The organism is Streptomyces sp. NPDC101191 (genome assembly GCF_044767915.1).
Taxonomy (GTDB): Bacteria; Actinomycetota; Actinomycetes; order Streptomycetales; family Streptomycetaceae; genus Streptomyces.
Genome location: NZ_JBIWOU010000005.1, coordinates 388594 through 407215, shown reverse-complemented (window position 1 = coordinate 407215; position 18622 = coordinate 388594). Strand labels below are relative to the sequence as shown.

Genomic DNA, 18622 nt, shown 5'->3' with positions numbered 1-18622 from the left:
CGAAAGGCACGACCTACGTCACACCTCTGTCACACACGTGTGCGGGGCGCTGTGCGCACCGGGTAGCGTGGGCCGACGATTCCGTAGGTTCGGTCCAGCAGTCCATCAACAGGAGTCCCGGTGACGCACAGCGGACAGGGGCCGGAGCAGCAGTATCCGGCCGCTCAGCCCCTCCCCCCTGAGGTGACCCCTGGTGGCCCCTCGGACGCCCATGCGACGCAGTACCTGCCGCCGGTCCCGGCCCAGCCTCCGGTGGCGCCGCCGCAGCCCGGGTACGGCTACCCGCAGGCCCCCCAGGCCCCACAGCCCGGTTACGGCTACCCGCAGCAGGCCGCCCAGCCGCCGCAGCCCGGGTACGGCTACCCGGGCCCGGACGCGCAGGCGACGCAGTACATCGCGCCGGTGCCGCCGCAGGCCCCGCAGCCCGCGCCGGACGCCCAGGCCACGCAGTACATAGCCCCCGTGGCCCCGCAGGCCCCGCAGGACGCCCAGGCGACGCAGTACCTGCCGCCGGTCGCCGGCGGCCCGGCGCCCGTGGGCGGCCCGGACGCCCAGGCGACGCAGTACATCGCGCCGGTGCCGCCGCAGGCCCCGGCCCCGCAGGCCCCCGCGCCGCAGGCCCCGCACCTGCAGCAGGAGCGGCCGCCGCTCGCCGACTTCGACAACCTGTTCCGCAGCGAGACCCCGCAGCCGGCCCCGGTGCCTCCGGTCGCGCCGCAGCAGCAGTACCAGCCGCCGCAGCCGCCCCCGCAGCAGTACGGCTACCAGGACGCGTACCAGCAGGACGCCTACCAGGACGCGTACTACGACGACGAGCCCGAGCCGCAGCGCCGCCGGTCCCCGGCGGTGCTGATCGCGGCCGTGGTCGCCGGCTGCGCCGTGATCGGCCTCGGCGCCGGTGCCCTGCTCAGCGGCGGCGACGACGACAAGAAGAACGACACGGCCAAGGGCGGACAGAACGTGGCCGCCAGCTCCGCCGCACCCTCCGGGGAGGCGACCCAGAAGGCCGCCGACCCGGCGGAGGGGCAGGCGAAGGCGCTGGACAAGCTGCTCGCCGACAGCAACAACAGCCGCGGCGCGGTGATCCGCTCCGTCGAGGCGATCAAGAGCTGTGACAACCTCGACCAGGCGGCGAGCGATCTGCGCGGCGCCGCCGAGCAGCGCCGGGGCCTGGTCAAGCGGCTGGAGGGCCTCTCCGTCGACCAGTTGCCGAACAGCTCGGCGCTGACCGGTGCGCTCACCCGGGCCTGGCAGGCCTCGGCCTCCGCCGACGACCACTACGCGGCCTGGGCGGAGCAGGCGAAGAGCAAGAAGGTCTGCAAGGGCGGCCACGCCCGGTCGACCTCGCAGACGGTCGAGGCCACCAAGAAGAGCGGCGAGGCGACGACCGCCAAGAGAGAGGCGGCCGGGCTGTGGAACCCGACCGCCGAGAAGTACGGACTGACGAAGCGCGAGCCCACGCAGCTGTAGTCGCGAGCCCACCCAGCTGTGGCGAGGGGCGGTCCGGGCTGCTACGGCGCGGCCAGGACCGTACTGCCGACGTCGACGAAGCCGGGCTTCTGCGCCACCAGCCGCCCGTTCCGCACCACCTGGAACGTCACGTCGCGGTTGACGATCCGGGGGAAGTCGCGGGCGCCGAGGAGGTTGTCGTAGCGCCAGCGCAGCGGAGGCGTCAGACCGCCGGTGTCGATCTCGGCGCCCTGGTCGAGGGCGTGGCTGATCTGCAGGGCGGTGACCTTGTCGCCGTCCAGCGACTCGATCACCTGCTTGAGGACGGTGTACGCGATCCAGGTCGTCTGCACGCCCGCGTCGTTGGGGTCGACCCGGTTGTCCGCGAAGGCCTGCTCCTTGATCACCTTCCGCATCGGCTGCCAGGCCGAGCTCTCGGCGTCCGGGTACCAGCCGGTGACGTAGGCGCCCTCGAAGGGGCTGTGCGGGCCGCCGGTGCGGTCGATGAGCGGCTGCCCGACGCTGCCGAGGACGGAGGAGATGCGGACGGACTCGCTGTCCTCGCCCTCGCGCGCCGGGAGGCGCCGGAAGGAGTCGAAGAAGGTCTGGGTGCGCTCGCCGAGGACGGCGGTGACGCAGCCGTTCTCGCGGCCGGCCCGGGTGCGGGCCTTGTCGGCCTGATCCGTGTACTCGGCGGCGTCCTCGACGGCCGGGATGTCGACGGCCCCCCGGTGGCTGGCGTCGCGCAGGCCGGAGTTGAGCAGGTCCGGCAGCTTGTCGCCGGCGATGGTGTCGGGGCGGACCAGGGAGACCTTGCGGCAGCTCGCGGCGAGCTGCATGCCGTGGCCGGCGATGAGGGAGGCCTGGCCGCCGTTGACGGGATAGGAGAGCGGGCTGGTGAACTCGTCCTCGGAGATGCCGTAGCCGCCGATGTACGGGATGCCGGCGCCTTCCAGCGGGGCCATGAAGGCGCGCCCGTGCTGGCTGTAGGAGCCGACGACGGCGACGGCGCCCTCCTGGACGGCCCGGCGCGCGCAGGCCGCGGCGCCGGAGTTGCTGTTCTGCTCGTTGCAGGTGAGGACGCGGAGCTCGTGGCCGTCGATGCCGCCGTTGTCGTTGACCCAGCGGGCGTAGGCCTGGGCCATGGCGGGCATTCCGGGCATGTTGGTGGCGCGGGTCTGGTCGGGGGCCCACGTCATGACGGTGACGGGCTCCCTGGAGCCCCCCGTGGCACCAGGGAGTACGCCGCAGCCGGTGAGCAGCGACGCTGCGGCCGCCGCTGTCGGGACGTACGCGAGAAGTGGGGTCAGTCGCCTACCGGTCATGACCATGCACAATTCCGCCTCATGGGTAACGCGGGAGTGAGCAAGGTTCAACGCCGAGTGACGTGAAGGTGAATTACGGGGGTCGGCCGGGGCCGGGACCGGCGCTGTCAGTGGGGAAACGTACGATCGAACGATGTCCGGTACCCCGTCCACCCCGACCTCCGGTTCGGTGAACTCTTCCCGTCGCGGCCGTCGCTCCTCCACCATGGGCGGCATGCCGCTCAACGACATGCCGTGGTGGCGCTGGCGCGCCAATGTGCGCTCGGCGCTGCACATGCTCTCGGACCCGGAGTTCCACGAGACGACCTGGCTGGCCGGCCAGGACGGGTTCGGCGACGTCACCGACGCCGTCTACCGACTGGTCGAGGACACCTGGCTGGACAGCTGGTCAGCCGAGAAGTACGTGGGGACGATCTTCCGCGACTCCGGCGAGGCCGCGCTCGTCGACGTGGCCGTGCTGCGGGTGCTGCGCATCATGCACCAGGTCGGCGCGGACGCCCCGGTCTCCGCGTACCTGGAGCACCACGCCTGGCCGGAGGCGGTACGGGCGGCCCGCGAGGCGCACGTACGGCTCGCGACGGCGGACGAGGAGGACCCGGACGCGCCGCCGCGTTCGCTGGAGGTCCTGCGCATCATGACGACGGGCGGAGCCTGAGCTTCGTCCGGCGTCCGCCCGCCCGGGCCCCGGAGCCCGAGTGCGCCGTCCGCCCGCCGGGCACGCGGAGCCCCTGCGCCGTCCGCCCGCCCGGGCCCCGGAGCCCGTGTGCGCCGTCCGCCAGGCGTCCGCGCGACGTCCGTCAGACGGACGACGGGGCGGCCGGGCCCGCCCGGTGTGGCAGGCTGTCCGGATGACCGACCAGTACGTCCTGACCCTCTCGTGCCCGGACAAGCAGGGCATCGTGCACGCCGTGTCGAGCTACCTCTTCATCACGGGATGCAACATCGAGGACAGTCAGCAGTTCGGAGACCGTGACACGGGTCTCTTCTTCATGCGGGTCCACTTCTCGGGCGAGTCCCCGGTCACGGTGGAGAAGCTGCGGGCGAGCTTCGCGGCGGTCGGCGACGCCTTCCAGATGGACTGGCACATCGACCGGGCCGACGAGCCGATGCGAGTCGTGCTGATGGTGTCGAAGTTCGGCCACTGCCTGAACGACCTCCTCTTCCGCTCCCGGATCGGCGCGCTGCCGGTCGAGATCGTCGCGGTCGTCTCCAACCACACCGACTTCGCCGAGCTGGTCGCCTCCTACGGCATCCCCTTCCGCCACATCCCGGTGACGAAGGAGACCAAGCCGGCGGCGGAGGCGGAGCTGCTGGCCCTGGTCGAGGAGCAGAACGTCGAGCTGGTCGTCCTCGCCCGCTACATGCAGGTCCTCTCCGACGACCTGTGCAAGCGGCTCTCGGGACGGATCATCAACATCCACCACTCCTTCCTCCCGAGCTTCAAGGGCGCCAAGCCCTACCACCAGGCGCACACCCGCGGGGTGAAGCTGATCGGCGCGACGGCCCACTACGTGACGGCCGACCTCGACGAGGGCCCGATCATCGAGCAGGAGGTCGAGCGCGTCGGCCACGAGGTGACCCCGGACCAGCTGGTCGCCGTCGGCCGCGACGTCGAGTGCCAGGCGCTGGCCCGCGCGGTCAAGTGGCACGCGGAGCGCCGCATTCTCCTCAACGGACGCCGCACCGTCGTCTTCGCCTAGGTACGGCCCCGGCCCGGCCCCGGCCCGGCCCCGGCCCCGGCCCCGGCCCCGGCGGCCCTGCCGGGCCCGCCTCAGAGCCGGCTCAGCGAGGCCGCCGCGAACAGCACGTCCCGGATCGCCTCGCGGTCGCCGTCCTGGCCCGCCGCGGCCTCCTCCGGCGGGACGTGGCCCGCGACCAGCTGACAGAACTCGACCGCGTCCATCGCCACCTGGGCCACCGCGTGGTCACGCGAGCCGAGGGCCGCCGGGGAGTCCAGCGCGATGTACCAGTGGCCGCCGCCCGCGCCCTCGATCTCCAGATGGAGCGAGCGGCCGGGCGAGCCGGCCGTCACGAGCTCGCGGGCCGGGGAGGCCAGGCCCGCGCGGCGCCGGCCGGCCAGGGCCGCCGGGAGCAGCCGGGCCGCCAGGTCGATCATGCCGTGCATGTGGGCGCCGGCCGGCGGGTCGTACGGATACGCCACCGCCTGCGCGATGTCCTCCGCGTGCACCCAGCACTCGAAGGCCCGCTCCAGGAGCGAGTCCCGCAGCGGCAGGGCGAAGTCCCCGTACGTCACCGTGAGGTCCGCCACCCCGCGGCCCGCGAACGAGACGGTGCGGATCAGGGTGTGGCTCTGCTCCCGCCACGGCTCGCGGACGGTGCGGGTCGGCGGACGGCTCGCGGAGCCCCAGTAGACGTCCGTCCGCCGGGCCGGCGACAGCTCCTCCGTGCCGGCGCCCAGCGGGTCGTCCAGACCGAGGGAGGCGGCCACCAGGCCGTCCACGGCGAGCAGGTGTCCGATCACGCCGGCGACCGTCGTCTTCCGGTGCAGCCGGCGCTCGCCCTCGAACCACTTGAGCCGCACCGGCGCGTGCCACTCCGACTCGCCGATGTCCCGCAGCAGCGCGTCGAGCCGCGCGGTCTCGGCGTCGTACGGCGTCGCCCAGGTCGGCACGGGGATCCGGGCCGGGCGGCGCCCCAGACAGTTCTCCAGGACCCGGGAGCGCAGCAGCGGGTCGAGGTCCAGATCGCGCTCGGCGTGCAGCAGCCCGACGGCGTCGCGCAGCCGCAGCGCCTCGTCCGCGCAGGGCGCGCACTCGGTGAGGTGGTCCTCGACGGCCCGTGTCTCCTCGGCCGAGCAGGCCGACAGCGCCCACGCCCCGAGCAGCGACTTGAGCACGCGGTGGGGGAGTTCCAGGACCGGCTCGGGGGCCTCGGCCGGCGGTCCGGCGGGCGCACCGGCGTCCGCGACGTCCGGAAGTCCTCGGCCGTCCCCGGCGCCGTGGGCGTCGAGTTCGTCGCGTCCGTCCCGGGCGTCGCGTACCTCCTGGGCGTCCCGGCCGCTCCGGGCGTCCTGTATGCCCTGGATGTCCCGCGGCGGGGACGTCAGGTCGGCGTGGTCGTCCGCGGCCGGCCGCGGGCCCGGTATCCAGGGGGCGCGTGCGATCTCCTCGGGATCGTCGTTCGCCCCGGTCACAGTGCCCGTCCAAGGCCGCCGGTGCCGGGCGGCGAAGAGCCCTCCAGGGGACGGGTGTTGGCCGTCGAGAGCAGCTGCAGTCCGAGCCGCAGCCGACGCCGTGCCTCGTCCTCGGTCACCCCGAGGTCCGCCGCCGTCTGCCGGTAGTCCCGGCGCTGGAAGTAGGCCAGCTCCAGGGCCTGGCGCAGCGGGGTCGGCATGGACGTCACGATGTAGTCGGCGCGGGCCGCGACCGAGGCGCGGCGCACCTTCTGCTCCAGTTCCTCCGCCGAGCCCTCGCCGCGCTCCGCGTACGCCACGGCCTCGGCCTGCCGCAGCCGGTACACGGCCTGCCGCTGGGTCAGCCGGGCCACCCACGAGCGCAGGTTGCCCTGCTTGGGGTCGTACGCGTCGGGGTTCTCCCAGATGTAGCCGAAGACCTCGCGGGTGATCTGGTCGGCGGCCTCGTCGTCGTCGAGGACCCGGTGCGCGAGGCTGTGGACGAGGGAGGCGAAGCGGTCGTAGAGCTCGCCGAGGGCGGCCGCCTCACCGCGCGCCAACCGCTGCTGCATTCTGCGGTCCCAGCGCGGTGGTGTGTCCTTCGCCGCCATTCGAAGCCCCTCCCGACAGCCCTCCCGACCCGAGTTCACGTTCCAAAGTAATGCGCCCGGACCCGGCGCACCTCTCTTTGCCGCAAGTGCGCCCTTGACGGATCGCCCAATGGTAAGGAAAGCGTCAACCGCCGCGGCGGGGGTTTCGATCAGGTCGCAGCGGGCAGCGGGAGGGGGCAGGAAGCACTGCCTCCGCTTGCCCCCCGCTTGAAAGGCGCCGCTCGTGACGATCCGGGTCGACGAGGACGAGCAGGAAACGTGGACCGTGCTGCGGATCAGCGGGGAGGTGGACCTGGTCTCCTCCCCGCTGATCCGCAGACGTGTCCACGCGGCGGTGGCCGGCGGGCGCCACGACGTGGTCCTCGACCTGTCCGCGGTCCACTTCTGCGACTCCAGCGGCGTCGGCGTCCTCGTCGCCGCCCGGCGTCTCATGCGCTCCTGCGGCGGCCGTCTCCGGCTGATCCTCCCCGCCCGCGGTGCCGAGGACGGCGCGCACGTGAACCGCGTCCTCGCCGCGCTCGGCGTCCGCCGCCTCTTCGAGGTGTACGCGGACGTGCCGGCCGCCCTCGACGACACGGCCCCGCCCCTCTCGGCCTGACCCGCCGGCCCCGCCCCGGCCCTGTCGGCCCGACCCGCCGGCCCCGACCCGCCGACCCCGACCCGCCGACCTTGACCGGCCGACCCTGACCCGCCGGCCCGGACGCGCCCCCTAGGAGTCCGCGAACCGCTCGCGCAGCCGGTACTTGAGCACCTTGCGCAGGGTGTCGTTCCGCGGCAGCGCGTCCACGACCTCCAGCTGTTCGGGCAGTTTGAAGACGGACAGGCCGGCCGCGCGCAGGAAGGCGGTCACCGTCTCCAGGGTCAGCGGTGCCGCGCCCGGGGGCTGTTCGACCACCGCGCAGACGCGTTCGCCGCGCTCGGCGTCGGGCAGGCCGATGACGGCGGCGTCTCCGACGCCGGGGTGCTCGTGGAGGAGGTCCTCGATCTCCTTGGCCGAGATGTTCTCGCCCTTGCGGATGATGATGTCCTTGACCCGCCCGGTCAGCACCAGATGTCCGCTCGCGGTCAGGTGCCCCACGTCCCCGGTGACGAGGAAGCCGTCCTCGTCGAAGGCCGCGGCCGTCTGGGCCGGGTCGAGGTAGCCGCGGCAGACCGCCTCGCCGCGCAGCCGGACCTCGCCGCCCTCCGTGATGCGGATCTCCATGCCGGCGGGCGGGCGGCCCTCGGTCGTGGCGAGGTTCTCGGGGGTGTCACCGGGGTCGCCCATGGTGATCATGGGGACCTCGGTCATGCCGTAGCCGTGGGTGAGCTGGCAGCCCATCTCCCGGACGACGGCGTGGTAGATCTCCGGCGGCTTGGGCGCGCCGCCGCCCGCCAGCAGTCGCAGGGTGGGGATGACCGGCTCGTCCGGCTGCTTGCGCTGCTCGGCGAGGAACATCGAGTAGAAGGCGGTGGACCCGCCGGCGACGGTGACCCCGTGCTTGCGGTACTCGTCCAGGGCGTCCGGCAGCGCGAAGTGTTCGAACATGACGGCGGGAAATCCGTACAGCAGCAGCATGACCGTGTAGTCGGGGCCCGCGATGTGGGCGTAGGGGAAGGCCATCGAGCCGACGTCGGCCTCGCTCAGGTGCAGGGCGTGGGCCAGGCAGGAGCCGCCGGCGATCAGCGAACGGTCGGTGTGCAGGACGCCCTTGGGGTCGGAGGTCGTCCCGGAGGTCCAGTAGATCCAGCGCACGGAGGTCCCGTCGGCCGGCGGGGGCGGCAGGACGGCCGGGTCGCCCTCGGGCAGGGTCCCGTACGCCTCGAAGATCCCGCGCGCGCCGAGCCGGCGGGCCATCTCCGTGTGGTCGAAGCCGCGCCAGACCCCGGGCACCGCGAAGAACTCGGCACCGGACTCGCGCAGCGCGAAACCGACCTCCTTGTCCCGGTAGAAGGGGATGACCGGCGACTGCACGGCACCGAGCCGGGCCAGTGCGAAGGAGAGCACCGCGGTCTCGATCCGGGTGGGCAGCTGCCAGGCGACGACGCTGCCGGGCCGCACCCCCCTCGCGTGGAGCCCGGCGGCGCAGCGCTCGGCGCGGTCGCGGAGTTCGCCGAAGGTGAGGGTGCGGTCGCCCTGGAGCAGGACGGGCCGGTCCGGGGTGAGGGCGGCCCGGCGCTCGACGAGCTCCCAGAGCGTCCGGGACGCGCCCAGGGCCTGTGCGGTTTCGGTCACGACTTCGGTCACGACGGCTCCCCTAGCTGACGACTCCCGTAACTGACTGTCCGTCAGGTCGTGTGGAGAGCGTAGAGGGCCGGTCCTTGTCGGTCCAGGGGTGCGGGGCTAGCCTGATGCCGAGCCCGTATCTGACGGGTCATCAGAAACCGGAGGGGTCATGACGGAACTGCCCCGCATCATCAGCGTCGACGACCACGTGATCGAGCCCGCGCATCTCTTCGAGACCTGGCTGCCGGCCAGGTACCGGGACCGGGGTCCCCGGCCGCTGACCGCCGGGATCGGTGAGCTCGCGTACGTCGGCGGCAAGTACCGGATCACGATGGACCCCGACGGCCCGCCCACCGACTGGTGGATCTACGAGGACCTCATGTTCCCGTACAAGCGGAACATCGCCGCCGTCGGCTTCGACCGCGACGACATGACCCTGGAGGGCATCACCCGCGAGGAGATGCGCCGCGGCTGCTGGGACCCGAAGGCGCGGCTCGCCGACATGGACCTCAACCACGTCGAGGCCTCGCTCTGCTTCCCCACCTTCCCGCGCTTCTGCGGCCAGACCTTCGCGGAGGCGCACGACAAGGAAGTCGCCCTCGCCTGCGTCCGCGCCTACAACGACTGGATGGTCGAGGAGTGGTGCGGCGACAGCGGCGGCCGGCTCATCCCGCTGTGCATCATCCCGCTGTGGGACATCGACCTGGCGGTGGCCGAGATCCGGCGCAACGCGGCCCGCGGGGTGAAGGCGGTGACCTTCTCCGAGATCCCCACCCACCTCGGCCTGCCGTCGATCCACTCCGGCTACTGGGACCCCTTCTTCGCGGTCTGCCAGGAGACCGGGACCGTGGTCAACATGCACATCGGCTCGTCCAGCCAGATGCCCGCCGCCTCTCCCGACGCCCCGCCCGCCGTCCAGGCCTCGCTCAGCTTCAACAACGCGATGGCCTCGATGATGGACTTCCTCTTCAGCGGTGTGCTGGTGAGGTTCCCGCGCCTGAAGCTGGCCTACAGCGAGGGGCAGATGGGCTGGATCCCGTACGCCCTGGAACGCGCCGACGACGTGTGGGAGGAGCACCGCGCCTGGGGCGGCGTGCGCGACCTGATCCCCGAACCGCCGTCCACGTACTACTACCGGCAGATCTTCTGCTGCTTCTTCCGCGACAAGCACGGCATCGCCTCGCTCGACGTCGTCGGCCGCGACAACGCCACCTTCGAGACCGACTACCCGCACGTCGACTCGACCTTCCCGCACACCAAGGAGGTCGCCCTCGACCATGTGAAGGGCCTCGACGACGAGACGGTCTACAAGCTGATGCGCGGCAACGCCATCCGCATGCTCGACCTCGGCATCGTCTGATGGAGCTCGCGTACACGGAGGAAGAGGAGGAGTTCCGGGCCCGGCTGCGGGAGTGGCTGGCCGCCGAGCTGTCGGCCCTGCCGGCCCGGCCCGACCCGCTCGACTGGCCGGGCCGGCGCGCCTACGACTGCGGCTGGCAGCGGCGGCTGTACGACGCCGGGTACGGACACGTCCACTGGGACGCCTCCCCGACCCAGCGGCTGATCTTCCTGGAGGAGACCGAACGCGCCGGCGCGCCGTACGTCGGCGCCAACTTCGTCGGCCTCCTGCACGCCGGACCCACGATCGCCGCCGAGGGGACGCCCGCGCAGCGGGAGCGCTGGCTGGAGCCGGTGCTGCGCGGCGACGAGGTGTGGTGCCAGGGCTTCAGCGAGCCCGAGGCCGGCTCCGACCTGGCCTCGCTGCGGACCCGGGCGGTACGGGACGGGGACGCGTACGTCGTCACCGGCCAGAAGATCTGGACCTCGCACGCCGAGGTCGCCGACTGGTGCGAACTCCTCGTCCGCACCGACCCGGACGCGCCGAAGCACCGCGGCATTACCTGGCTCGCGATGCCCATGGACGCCCCCGGGATCACCGTCCGGCCGCTGCGGACCCTCGCCGGGTCGGCGGAGTTCGCCGAGATGTTCCTCGACGAGGTGCGGGTGCCGGTCGCCGACCGGGTGGGGGAGGAGAACGACGGCTGGCGGGTCACCATGGTGACCCTGTCCTTCGAGCGCGGCACCGCCTTCGTCGGCGAGGTCGTCGCCTGCCGCCGCGTCCTCGGCGAACTCGCCCGCGCTGCCCGCGAGAACGGGCGCTGGGACGACCCCGTACTGCGCCGCCGGCTCGGCCGGCTCGGTGCCGAGTTCCAGGCCCTGTGGCGGCTCACCCAGTGGAACGTCAGCGAGGCGCAGGCGACCGGCGGGGTCCCCGGCGTCGGCGGCTCGGTCTTCAAGCTGCGCTACTCGCACGCCCGCCAGGAGCTGTACGCCGCGGCCGCCGCGATCCTCGGGCCCGACGCGCTCGACCTGGGGCGCGACTGGAACCTGGACCGGCTGTCCTCGCTGTCGTACACCATCGCCGCGGGCACCTCGCAGATCCAGCAGAACATCGTCGCCGAGCGCATCCTCGGCCTGCCGAAGGGCCGGTGAACCGCCGCATGGACTTCCGACTCACCGAGGACCAGCGGGCCTTGCGGCGCGGAGTGCGGGAGCTGCTCGACCGCCGCTTCGACCGGGAGGCGCTGCGGGCCGCCGTCGACGCGGACGGGGTGCTCGACCGCTCCCTGTGGCGCGAGCTCGGCGCGGCCGGTTTCTTCGCGCTGCGGCTGCCGGAGGACGAGGGCGGGGTGGGGCTCGGCCTGCCCGAGGCGGTGCTCCTCTTCGAGGAGGCGGGCCGGGCCCTGCTGCCGGGACCGCTGATCGCGACGCACCTCGCGGCGGGCCGGGTGGCCGGGGCCGCGGAGGGCGAGGTCGTGGTCGCCGCGGCCGACGGGGAGCTCGTCGAGTGGCTGGACGCGGCGGACGTGGCACTCGGCCCGGTCGGCGGGGCCGCCCCGATCCGGTCGGTGGATCCGCTGACGCCCCTGCACCGGCTGCCCGCCGCGGCCGCTCCGCCGGGGGACGAGGCGTCCCTGCTCACCGCCGCCGAGCAGCTCGGCAGCGCCGCACGGACCACCGAACTGGCCGTCGGACACGCCCGGAGCCGCGAGCAGTTCGGACAGGCGATCGGCGCCTTCCAGGCCGTCAAGCACCTGTGCGCGCAGATGCTCGTACGAACGGAAGTCGCCCGGGCCGCGGTCTACGCGGCGGCCGTCACGGCCGATCCGGTCGAGATCGCCGGGGCCCGGCTGCTCGCGGACGAGGCGGCGGTGGACTGTGCCCGGGACTGCCTGCAGGTGCACGGGGGGATGGGCTTCACCTGGGAGGCGGACGTGCACCTGCATCTCAAGCGCGCGTGGGTGCGGGCCGAGCGCGGGGGGTCGGGCGCGGTGGCGGAGGAGTCGGTGGCGGCCGCGCTGCGGTGACCGGGTAGCCGCGGGGTCACGCAGCGTCGATATCGGGTTGTGTCCTTCGGCGGGGTCGTCACGGGCCGGAGTCGCCCCCCGGCTCGGGTACGCTCCCTGAGATGCGAGTGATTGCGTGTCCGGATCGCGCCGGTGCCGCCCCTGCGGCGGCTCCGCGGTCGGGAATGCCCGCCGCTCGCACCCCCTGGCGGCCTGCCGCGCGCCTCTGTTCGACTCCCCGCAACGCGCGTCGCACAGTATGGACCATGCGTACTCCTTCGCGCTGGAATATGCCCGAAGCGCTTGTTGCGGTGACTGTACGTCAACCATGCTGTCTCACAAGGGAATCACGTTCCGTTAGGTCGTCGAGGACGCCGGTTCGGATGGTGTGAACGGTGCAGGTGCTTCAGGTTCAGTTGGAGGTCGGGCCGGACCCGGCAGAGGTGGGACGCGCCCGGCGGTGGGCGCGGTCACGGCTGGCCGGCTCGGGGATACAGGACGACGAGCCGCTGGCGGAGACGCTGGTGCTGCTCATCTCCGAGCTCGTGACGAACGCCGTGGTGCACACGGGCTGCCCGGCCGTGCTGCGGATGCTCTTCGGCGGTGGCGGGGTGCGGGTCGAGGTCGCCGACACGAGCGACCGCCCGCCGCGGCCACGGCACGCCGGCGGCGGGGACACCAACGGACGCGGCCTGGAGCTGGTGGACGGCCTCGCGGACCGCTGGGGCTGGCAGCGTGAGGGCGCGGGCAAGAGCATCTGGTGCGAGGTGGACCGCGCCCCGGGCGCCGGGCCGGTTCCGCAGGTGTCACCCAGCCGGGTGCACTGTTGACGGTTCGTGGTGAATTGATCACCCTTGGGTGAGCGATTCGTTCTGCGAGGGGAGTCGAGGGGCCCGTCCCCTCGACGAGCGCGGGTCGTGACGGGTGGCGGCGGTCGTGCCGTGCTCGGGGCGCGCGCGAGTGCGCCGCCACCCGCCCTCCTTTCCGGCGCCGAGGGGCGCGCGGTCAGAAGACCGCTACCGGGGCCACCGGTGTGCCCGTGCCGCCCACGAAGGGTTCGGGCATCGCGGAGAGCAGGAAGGCGTGGCGCCGTTCCTGTGCACAGGTTGTGGACAACGTTTCCAGGTTCCAGTTCTGACCCTGGAGCATGCCCATCTCGACGAGGTCGAGGGCGTGTACCGGAAGCCACAGGTTCTCGATCTCGGGCGGGAAGATCTCGAAGGTGAGCGTGTCGTTGGCGACGGCCGCCACGTCCCGGGCGTGGAACCACTCGGGCGTACGGACGGACAGGCCGGGTGACGGGAAGGCGTAACCGTGCCGGTCGCCGGCCAGATAGGCCTGGATCTGCCCGGTCCGTACGAGCACGATGTCCCCGGCCCGTACGGTGACCCCGCCGAACTCGGCTGCCTCGTCGAGGTCTTCGGGGGTGACGGCGTGGTCGCCGGGCAGCCGGTCGACGCCCTTGGCCGCCGCCACGTCGAGCAGGACGCCGCGGCTCACGACGTGCCGTGCGGTGTGGATGCCACTGAACTCGGATCGCCCGTGCGGGGTGATGGTCGCGGCGGGGCGCCCGTTGTAGATCCGGCCCGAGTGCGAGACATGGGTGAGGGCGTCCCAGTGGGTGCCCGCCTGGAGGCCGAGGGTCACGGCGTCGTCGCTGGTGGCGACGGTACCGGGGCCGAAGAGTTCCTGGTTGATCTGCACCATGACGTGCAGCGGGTTGACCCGGCCGGGGATCATGCCGGTCTGTACGCCGTCCTGTTTGAGGTCGACGGCGAGCGGGACCCGCAGTCCGGTGCGGACGGTCGCGGCGGCCTCCCGCACCACCTCGTCGGTGATCAGGTTGAGGGTGCCGATCTCGTCGTCCTGACCCCAGCGCCCCCAGTTGTTCACCCGCTTGGCGATGTCGTGGAACGCGGGAGGGAGGGCCGGGGGGTGAGGGGTCGGGAAGGACATCGGGCGCCTCCGAGGTCTTGTTTTCCGGTATCTGACGGACCGTAGAATCCTGTCGACACCTGAATCTAACGGACCGTCAGAAATTGCGGGAAGGGGCCGGGCGTGGGGAACTTCTTGGCAGGAAAGGTCGTCGCCGTGACGGGGGCGGGCCGGGGGATCGGCCGTGCGGTCGCCCTCGCCTGTGCGGCGGAGGGCGCGAAGGTCGTCGTCAACGACTACGGCGTCTCCATCGAGGGCGGCGAACCGACGAGCGAGATAGCCGAGTCCGTCGTCAAGGAGATCGAGGCGGCGGGCGGCGCGGCCGTGGCCGTCGCCGACGACATCTCGACGATGGCGGGCGGGCAGCGCGTGGTGGACGTGGCGCTCGCCGAGTACGGACGGATCGACGGGGTGGTCTGCGTCGCGGGCATCCTGCGCGAGCGCATGCTCTTCAACATGTCCGAGGAGGAGTGGGACCCCGTGGTCGCCACCCATCTGAAGGGCACCTTCACCCTCTTCCGGGCCGCGTCCGCCGTGATGCGGCGACAGGGCTCCGGGGCGCTCATCGGCTTCACCAGCGGCAACCACCAGGGCTCGGTGGCCCAGGCCAACTACTCCGCGGCCAAGGGCGGCATCATCTCCCTGGTCCGCAGTGCCGCGCTCGGGCTGCACAAGTACGGCGTGACGGCCAACGCCGTCGCCCCGGTGGCCCGCACCCGGATGTCGGCCAACGTGCCCATGGAGCTCAAGGAGATCGGCGAGCCCGAGGACGTCGCCGCGCTCGTCGTCTACCTGCTCTCCGACCGCGCCCGGGCCGAGCGCGTCACCGGTCAGGTCTACACGATCGCCGGGCCCAAGATCGCGGTCTGGGCGCAGCCGCGCGAGCTGCGCGCCGGCTACGCCGAGGGCGGTGCCTGGACACCGGAGCGGATCGCCGACTTCCTGCCGGGGACGGTGGGGATCGACCCCATGCCGATGCTCCAGCAGCTGGAGGAGATGGCCCGCGCGGCGGCCGCCGGCGGCCGCCCCAACTCCGGTAAGGAGAACGGATCATGAGAGGAGTCGTCTTCGACGGCAAGCAGGTCCGGGTCGTCGACGACCTGGAGGTCCGTGACCCCGGTCCGGGCGAGGTGCTCGTCGGCGTCGCCGCGGCGGGGCTCTGCCACAGCGATCTGTCCGTCGTCGACGGCACGATCCCCTTCCCGCCGCCCGTGGTCCTCGGGCACGAGGGCGCCGGTGTCGTCGAGGCCGTCGGGCCCGGTGTCACCCACGTCGCCCCCGGCGACCACGTCGCCCTGTCCACGCTCGCGAACTGCGGCGCCTGCGCCGACTGCGACCGCGGCCGCCCCACCATGTGCCGCAAGGCGATCGGCATGCCGGGGCAGCCGTTCTCCCGGGCCGGCACCCCGCTGTTCCAGTTCGCCTCCAACTCCGCCTTCGCCGAGCGGACCGTCGTCAAGGCCGTCCAGGCCGTGCGGATCCCCGACACCGTTCCCCTCACCTCCGCCGCCCTCATGGGCTGCGGCGTCCTCACCGGCGTCGGCGCCGTCCTCAACCGCGCGAAGGTCGACCGGGGCGAGAGCGTCGTCGTCCTCGGCACCGGCGGCATCGGCCTCAACGTCCTCCAGGGCGCCCGGATCGCCGGCGCGACCACGATCGTCGCCGTCGACACCAACCCGGCCAAGGAGGGACCGGCCCGGCAGTTCGGCGCCACGCACTTCCTGACGTCCACCGACGCCGTACGGGAGATCCTGCCCACCGGGGCCGACCACGTCTTCGAGTGCGTCGGGCACACCGCGCTCGTCCGCGCCGCGGTCGATCTTCTCGACCGCCACGGGCAGGCGATCCTGCTCGGCATGACGGCGCCGAAGGCCGAGGCGACGTTCCTGCCCGCCGCGATGTTCCTGGACAAGTCCATCCTGGGCTGCCGCTACGGATCCTCCCGGCCCCAGAAGGACATCGCCCTGTACGCCGAGTTGTACGGCACGGGTCGCCTCCTGCTCGACGAACTGGTCACCACCACCTACCCGGTGGAGGACTTCGCCCGGGCGGTGGAGGACATGGAGCAGGGGAAGGTGGCGCGGGGCGTGCTCATCTTCTGAGGGCCCGCGCCCGGGCGGCCGGCCTGTGGGGCGGGTTCCGGATCACGCCGGACGTCCGCGCACCGGCCGCTCCGCCGGCCGTGGGGCGGGAACGTCCGCGGACCCTGGACTCCGACCGGTGACCGGCCCCGCTCACCACGGCGCGGGGGCGGTCCGCATCAGGCCGGTGAGCCCGCCGCACGGAAGGTGCGCCGGTAGGCCGTCGGGGTCACGCCGATGGCCGTCTGCAGGTGCACGCGCAACGACTGGGCGGTGCCGAAGCCGGCGTCGTGGGCGATCTGGTCGACCGGCAGGTCCGTGGACTCCAGCAGGTGGCGGGCGCGTTCCACCCGCTGCTGGGTGAGCCACTGGCCGGGGCTGACGCCGACCTCGTCGCGGAAGCGGCGGGTGAAGGTCCGTACGCTCATCGACTCCCGTACGGCCAGGTCCCGCAGCTGGATGGGCTCGTGGAGGTGGGCGAGCGCCCAGGCCCGGGCCGCGGTCGTGGTCGAGGTCCCCGGCTCGGGCACCGGCCGCGCGATGTACTGCGCCTGCCCGCCGTCCCGGTGCGGGGGCACGACGGTGCGCCGGGCCACCTCGTTGGCGACGGCCGTGCCGTGGTCGCGGCGCACGATGTGCAGGCACAGGTCGATGCCCGCGGCGACGCCGGCCGAGGTGAGCACGTCCCCGTCGTCCACGAACAGCACGTCCGCGTCCACCCGCACCTTCGGGAAGAGCCGCTGGAAGTGGTCGGCGGAGGCCCAGTGGGTGGTGGCCGGGCGCCCGTCGAGGAGCCCGGCGGCGGCGAGCACGTAGCCGCCGGTGCAGATGGAGACGAGCCGCGTGCCGGGCCGGACGTGCGCGAGGGCCGCCGCCAGCTCGGGGCCGAGCCGGCCCTCCTCGTACACCGGGCCGAGCTCGTACGAGGCGGGTACGACGACCGTGTCGGCGGTGGCCAGGATCTCGGGACCGTGCTCGACGTGCACGGCGAAGTCGGCGTCCGTCGGGACCGGCCCGGGGGCGGTCGCGCAGGTCAGGATCTCGTACAGCGGCCGGCCCGAGGGGTCCTTGGCGCGTCCGAAGATCCGGTGGGGAATGCCCAGTTCGAAGGGGAGGAGGCCGGGGAGGGCGAGGACGGCGACGCGATGGGGCCGCATGGGTCGCACAGTGAGATCCCTCCGTAAAAGAGTGGTGGTCCAGACCACGTCCTGGTACGTGTGTCTGTTCGTGACGGACAACACGTACAAGTCTGAGGCCACCGAGCGGATTCCCGTACCGGGGTCGGCCCCCGAAGCCGGACGGGACGGGCCGCCCGCCCTGTGGAACCGTAACTTCCGGCTCTTCTTCGTCGCCCGCGCGGTCGCCGTCCTCGGCGAGGGCATGGTCCCGGTCGCCTTCGCCGCCGGGCTCATCGGAGCCGGGCACTCCGGCTCCTCCGTCGGCTACGCGCTCGGTCTGTGGACCGCCGCCTTCGCGTGTTTCGTGCTCTTCGGCGGGGTGCTCGCGGACCGGTTCACCGCCCGCCGGATGATGATCACGGCGGATCTGGTCCGGCTGCCCGGCACCGTGCTCCTCGCGGTGACCTTCGCGCTCGGCAGCCCGCCGCTGTGGGCCGTGTACGCGCTGTCCGTGGTCAGCGGCGTCGGTGCCGCGCTCTTCCAGCCCGGCGTCGCCTCCACGATCCCCCGCATCGCCCCCGACGTGCAGCGCGCCAACGCGGTGCTGCGGGTCGTCGAGGCCCTGATGACCATGGCGGGACCGGCCCTCGCCGGTCTGCTCGTCGCCCTGTGGAACGCGGGCGCGGCCTGGGCCGTCAACGCCTCCGTCTTCGCGGTCAGCGCGGTCTGCTTCCTCCTCATGCGGATCGCCCCCGTTCCCTCCGACGCCGTCCGGCGCGGCTCGATGGCCTCGGAACTGGCCCTCGGCTGGCGTGAGTTCCGCTCCCGCAGCTGGCTGTGGGGCGTCATCGCCATCTGGACCGTCTACGGGCTGACCGTCGCCGGCCCGATGGTGCCGCTCACCGCGAGCCTGGTGACCGAGGACCACGGCTCGGCGACGTACGGCGTGCTGATGGCGGTCAACGGCGCGGGCAGCGCCGTCGGCGGCCTGCTCGCCCTGCGGCTCCGCCCGGTCCGCCCGCTCGCCGCCGGGGCGGTCGCGTTGCTCGGCCTGCCGGTCAACCTCCTGCTGCTCGGTACGGGCGCGCCGGTGCCGCTGCTCGGCGCGGGGCAGTTCATCGGCGGCGCGGCCTTCGCCTTCTGGCTGGTCATGTGGTCGACCTCGGTCCAGACCCACGTCCCGCAGGACGCGCTGAACCGCATGCACGCGTACGACGTGGCCGGATCCCTGCTGATGATGGGCGTCGGCCGGGCCCTGTCGGGTCCGGTGGCGGCCGTGGTGGGCACGCGGGAGGTGCTGCTCTCGGGGGCGGGCATCGCGGTGCTCGTGGTGACGGCGCTGCTGGTGGTGCGCCCGATCAGGACGCTGCCGAGGGCGACGCCGCGCGGGTGACCGGGGATGGCCCGATTCTTTGGA

At 73.0% G+C, this 18622-nt stretch carries 17 protein-coding genes; 11 read left to right on the top strand and 6 right to left on the bottom strand.

The window, feature by feature from the left end; genetic code table 11:
• Positions 1 to 120 precede the first annotated feature (120 nt).
• Positions 121 to 1470: a hypothetical protein gene (locus tag ACIRQF_RS21720; protein ID WP_404094166.1), complete on the top strand. Its 1350-nt coding sequence runs from the start codon at positions 121 to 123 to the stop codon at positions 1468 to 1470.
• A gap of 41 nt (positions 1471 to 1511) precedes the next feature.
• On the opposite strand, the gene ACIRQF_RS21715 is transcribed toward ACIRQF_RS21720, so the two are convergent.
• Complete coding sequence (locus ACIRQF_RS21715; RefSeq protein ID WP_382478745.1) at positions 1512 to 2774, bottom strand: ABC transporter substrate-binding protein; 1263 nt, start codon at positions 2772 to 2774, stop codon at positions 1512 to 1514.
• Between the two features lie 133 nt (positions 2775 to 2907).
• Here ACIRQF_RS21715 and ACIRQF_RS21710 point away from each other — a divergent pair, with 133 nt between their 5' ends.
• On the top strand, positions 2908 to 3429 hold the full coding sequence (locus tag ACIRQF_RS21710) for a hypothetical protein (protein ID WP_376633059.1): 522 nt from the start codon (positions 2908 to 2910) through the stop codon (positions 3427 to 3429).
• 193 nt (positions 3430 to 3622) lie between these two features.
• The gene (purU, locus tag ACIRQF_RS21705) at positions 3623 to 4474 is read left to right on the top strand and encodes a formyltetrahydrofolate deformylase (RefSeq protein ID WP_376633061.1); all 852 of its coding nucleotides are present in this window, start codon (positions 3623 to 3625) and stop codon (positions 4472 to 4474) included.
• A gap of 71 nt (positions 4475 to 4545) precedes the next feature.
• On the opposite strand, the gene ACIRQF_RS21700 is transcribed toward purU, so the two are convergent.
• Both ACIRQF_RS21700 and ACIRQF_RS21695 read right to left on the bottom strand, forming a co-directional pair.
• Positions 4546 to 5928, bottom strand: a complete 1383-nt coding sequence (locus tag ACIRQF_RS21700; RefSeq protein WP_404094162.1) for a zf-HC2 domain-containing protein — start codon at positions 5926 to 5928, stop codon at positions 4546 to 4548.
• Positions 5925 to 6518, bottom strand: a complete 594-nt coding sequence (locus ACIRQF_RS21695) for a sigma-70 family RNA polymerase sigma factor (protein ID WP_376633065.1) — start codon at positions 6516 to 6518, stop codon at positions 5925 to 5927. Before ACIRQF_RS21695 ends, ACIRQF_RS21700 begins: the two co-directional genes overlap by 4 nt.
• A 223-nt stretch (positions 6519 to 6741) precedes the next feature.
• Here ACIRQF_RS21695 and ACIRQF_RS21690 point away from each other — a divergent pair, with 223 nt between their 5' ends.
• Complete coding sequence (locus tag ACIRQF_RS21690; RefSeq protein WP_376633067.1) at positions 6742 to 7116, top strand: STAS domain-containing protein; 375 nt, start codon at positions 6742 to 6744, stop codon at positions 7114 to 7116.
• Positions 7117 to 7227: 111 nt separating this feature from the next.
• Here the strand turns inward: ACIRQF_RS21690 and ACIRQF_RS21685 are convergent, their stop codons facing one another.
• Positions 7228 to 8733, bottom strand: coding sequence for a class I adenylate-forming enzyme family protein (locus tag ACIRQF_RS21685; RefSeq protein ID WP_404094557.1), 1506 nt, complete (start codon positions 8731 to 8733; stop codon positions 7228 to 7230).
• Positions 8734 to 8893: 160 nt separating this feature from the next.
• Here ACIRQF_RS21685 and ACIRQF_RS21680 point away from each other — a divergent pair, with 160 nt between their 5' ends.
• The 4 genes from ACIRQF_RS21680 (at position 8894) to ACIRQF_RS21665 (ending at position 12901) form a co-directional block, all read left to right on the top strand.
• The gene (locus tag ACIRQF_RS21680; protein ID WP_404094158.1) at positions 8894 to 10084 is read left to right on the top strand and encodes an amidohydrolase family protein; all 1191 of its coding nucleotides are present in this window, start codon (positions 8894 to 8896) and stop codon (positions 10082 to 10084) included.
• Positions 10084 to 11217: an acyl-CoA dehydrogenase family protein gene (locus ACIRQF_RS21675; RefSeq protein WP_404094155.1), complete on the top strand. Its 1134-nt coding sequence runs from the start codon at positions 10084 to 10086 to the stop codon at positions 11215 to 11217. Before ACIRQF_RS21680 ends, ACIRQF_RS21675 begins: the two co-directional genes overlap by 1 nt.
• 8 nt (positions 11218 to 11225) lie before the next feature.
• Positions 11226 to 12092, top strand: coding sequence for an acyl-CoA dehydrogenase family protein (locus tag ACIRQF_RS21670; RefSeq protein ID WP_404094153.1), 867 nt, complete (start codon positions 11226 to 11228; stop codon positions 12090 to 12092).
• Between the two features lie 374 nt (positions 12093 to 12466).
• Positions 12467 to 12901 (top strand): ATP-binding protein, encoded by a 435-nt coding sequence (locus ACIRQF_RS21665; protein WP_376633075.1) that lies wholly within the window; start codon positions 12467 to 12469, stop codon positions 12899 to 12901.
• 175 nt (positions 12902 to 13076) lie between these two features.
• Here ACIRQF_RS21665 and ACIRQF_RS21660 read toward each other — a convergent pair whose 3' ends face one another.
• Positions 13077 to 14027, bottom strand: coding sequence for a cyclase family protein (locus tag ACIRQF_RS21660; protein ID WP_382478737.1), 951 nt, complete (start codon positions 14025 to 14027; stop codon positions 13077 to 13079).
• A gap of 102 nt (positions 14028 to 14129) precedes the next feature.
• Between ACIRQF_RS21660 and ACIRQF_RS21655 the strand changes: the two genes are divergently transcribed.
• Positions 14130 to 15062: an SDR family oxidoreductase gene (locus tag ACIRQF_RS21655; protein WP_389753654.1), complete on the top strand. Its 933-nt coding sequence runs from the start codon at positions 14130 to 14132 to the stop codon at positions 15060 to 15062.
• Positions 15059 to 16108 carry a Zn-dependent alcohol dehydrogenase gene (locus ACIRQF_RS21650; RefSeq protein ID WP_404094148.1) on the top strand — a complete coding sequence of 350 codons (1050 nt, stop codon included), beginning with the start codon at positions 15059 to 15061 and terminating at the stop codon, positions 16106 to 16108. Before ACIRQF_RS21655 ends, ACIRQF_RS21650 begins: the two co-directional genes overlap by 4 nt.
• A 158-nt stretch (positions 16109 to 16266) precedes the next feature.
• Here ACIRQF_RS21650 and ACIRQF_RS21645 read toward each other — a convergent pair whose 3' ends face one another.
• Positions 16267 to 17244, bottom strand: a complete 978-nt coding sequence (locus tag ACIRQF_RS21645; RefSeq protein ID WP_382478735.1) for a GlxA family transcriptional regulator — start codon at positions 17242 to 17244, stop codon at positions 16267 to 16269.
• A 64-nt stretch (positions 17245 to 17308) separates the two neighbouring features.
• Here ACIRQF_RS21645 and ACIRQF_RS21640 point away from each other — a divergent pair, with 64 nt between their 5' ends.
• The gene (locus ACIRQF_RS21640) at positions 17309 to 18598 is read left to right on the top strand and encodes an MFS transporter (RefSeq protein ID WP_404094555.1); all 1290 of its coding nucleotides are present in this window, start codon (positions 17309 to 17311) and stop codon (positions 18596 to 18598) included.
• Positions 18599 to 18622 lie beyond the last annotated feature (24 nt).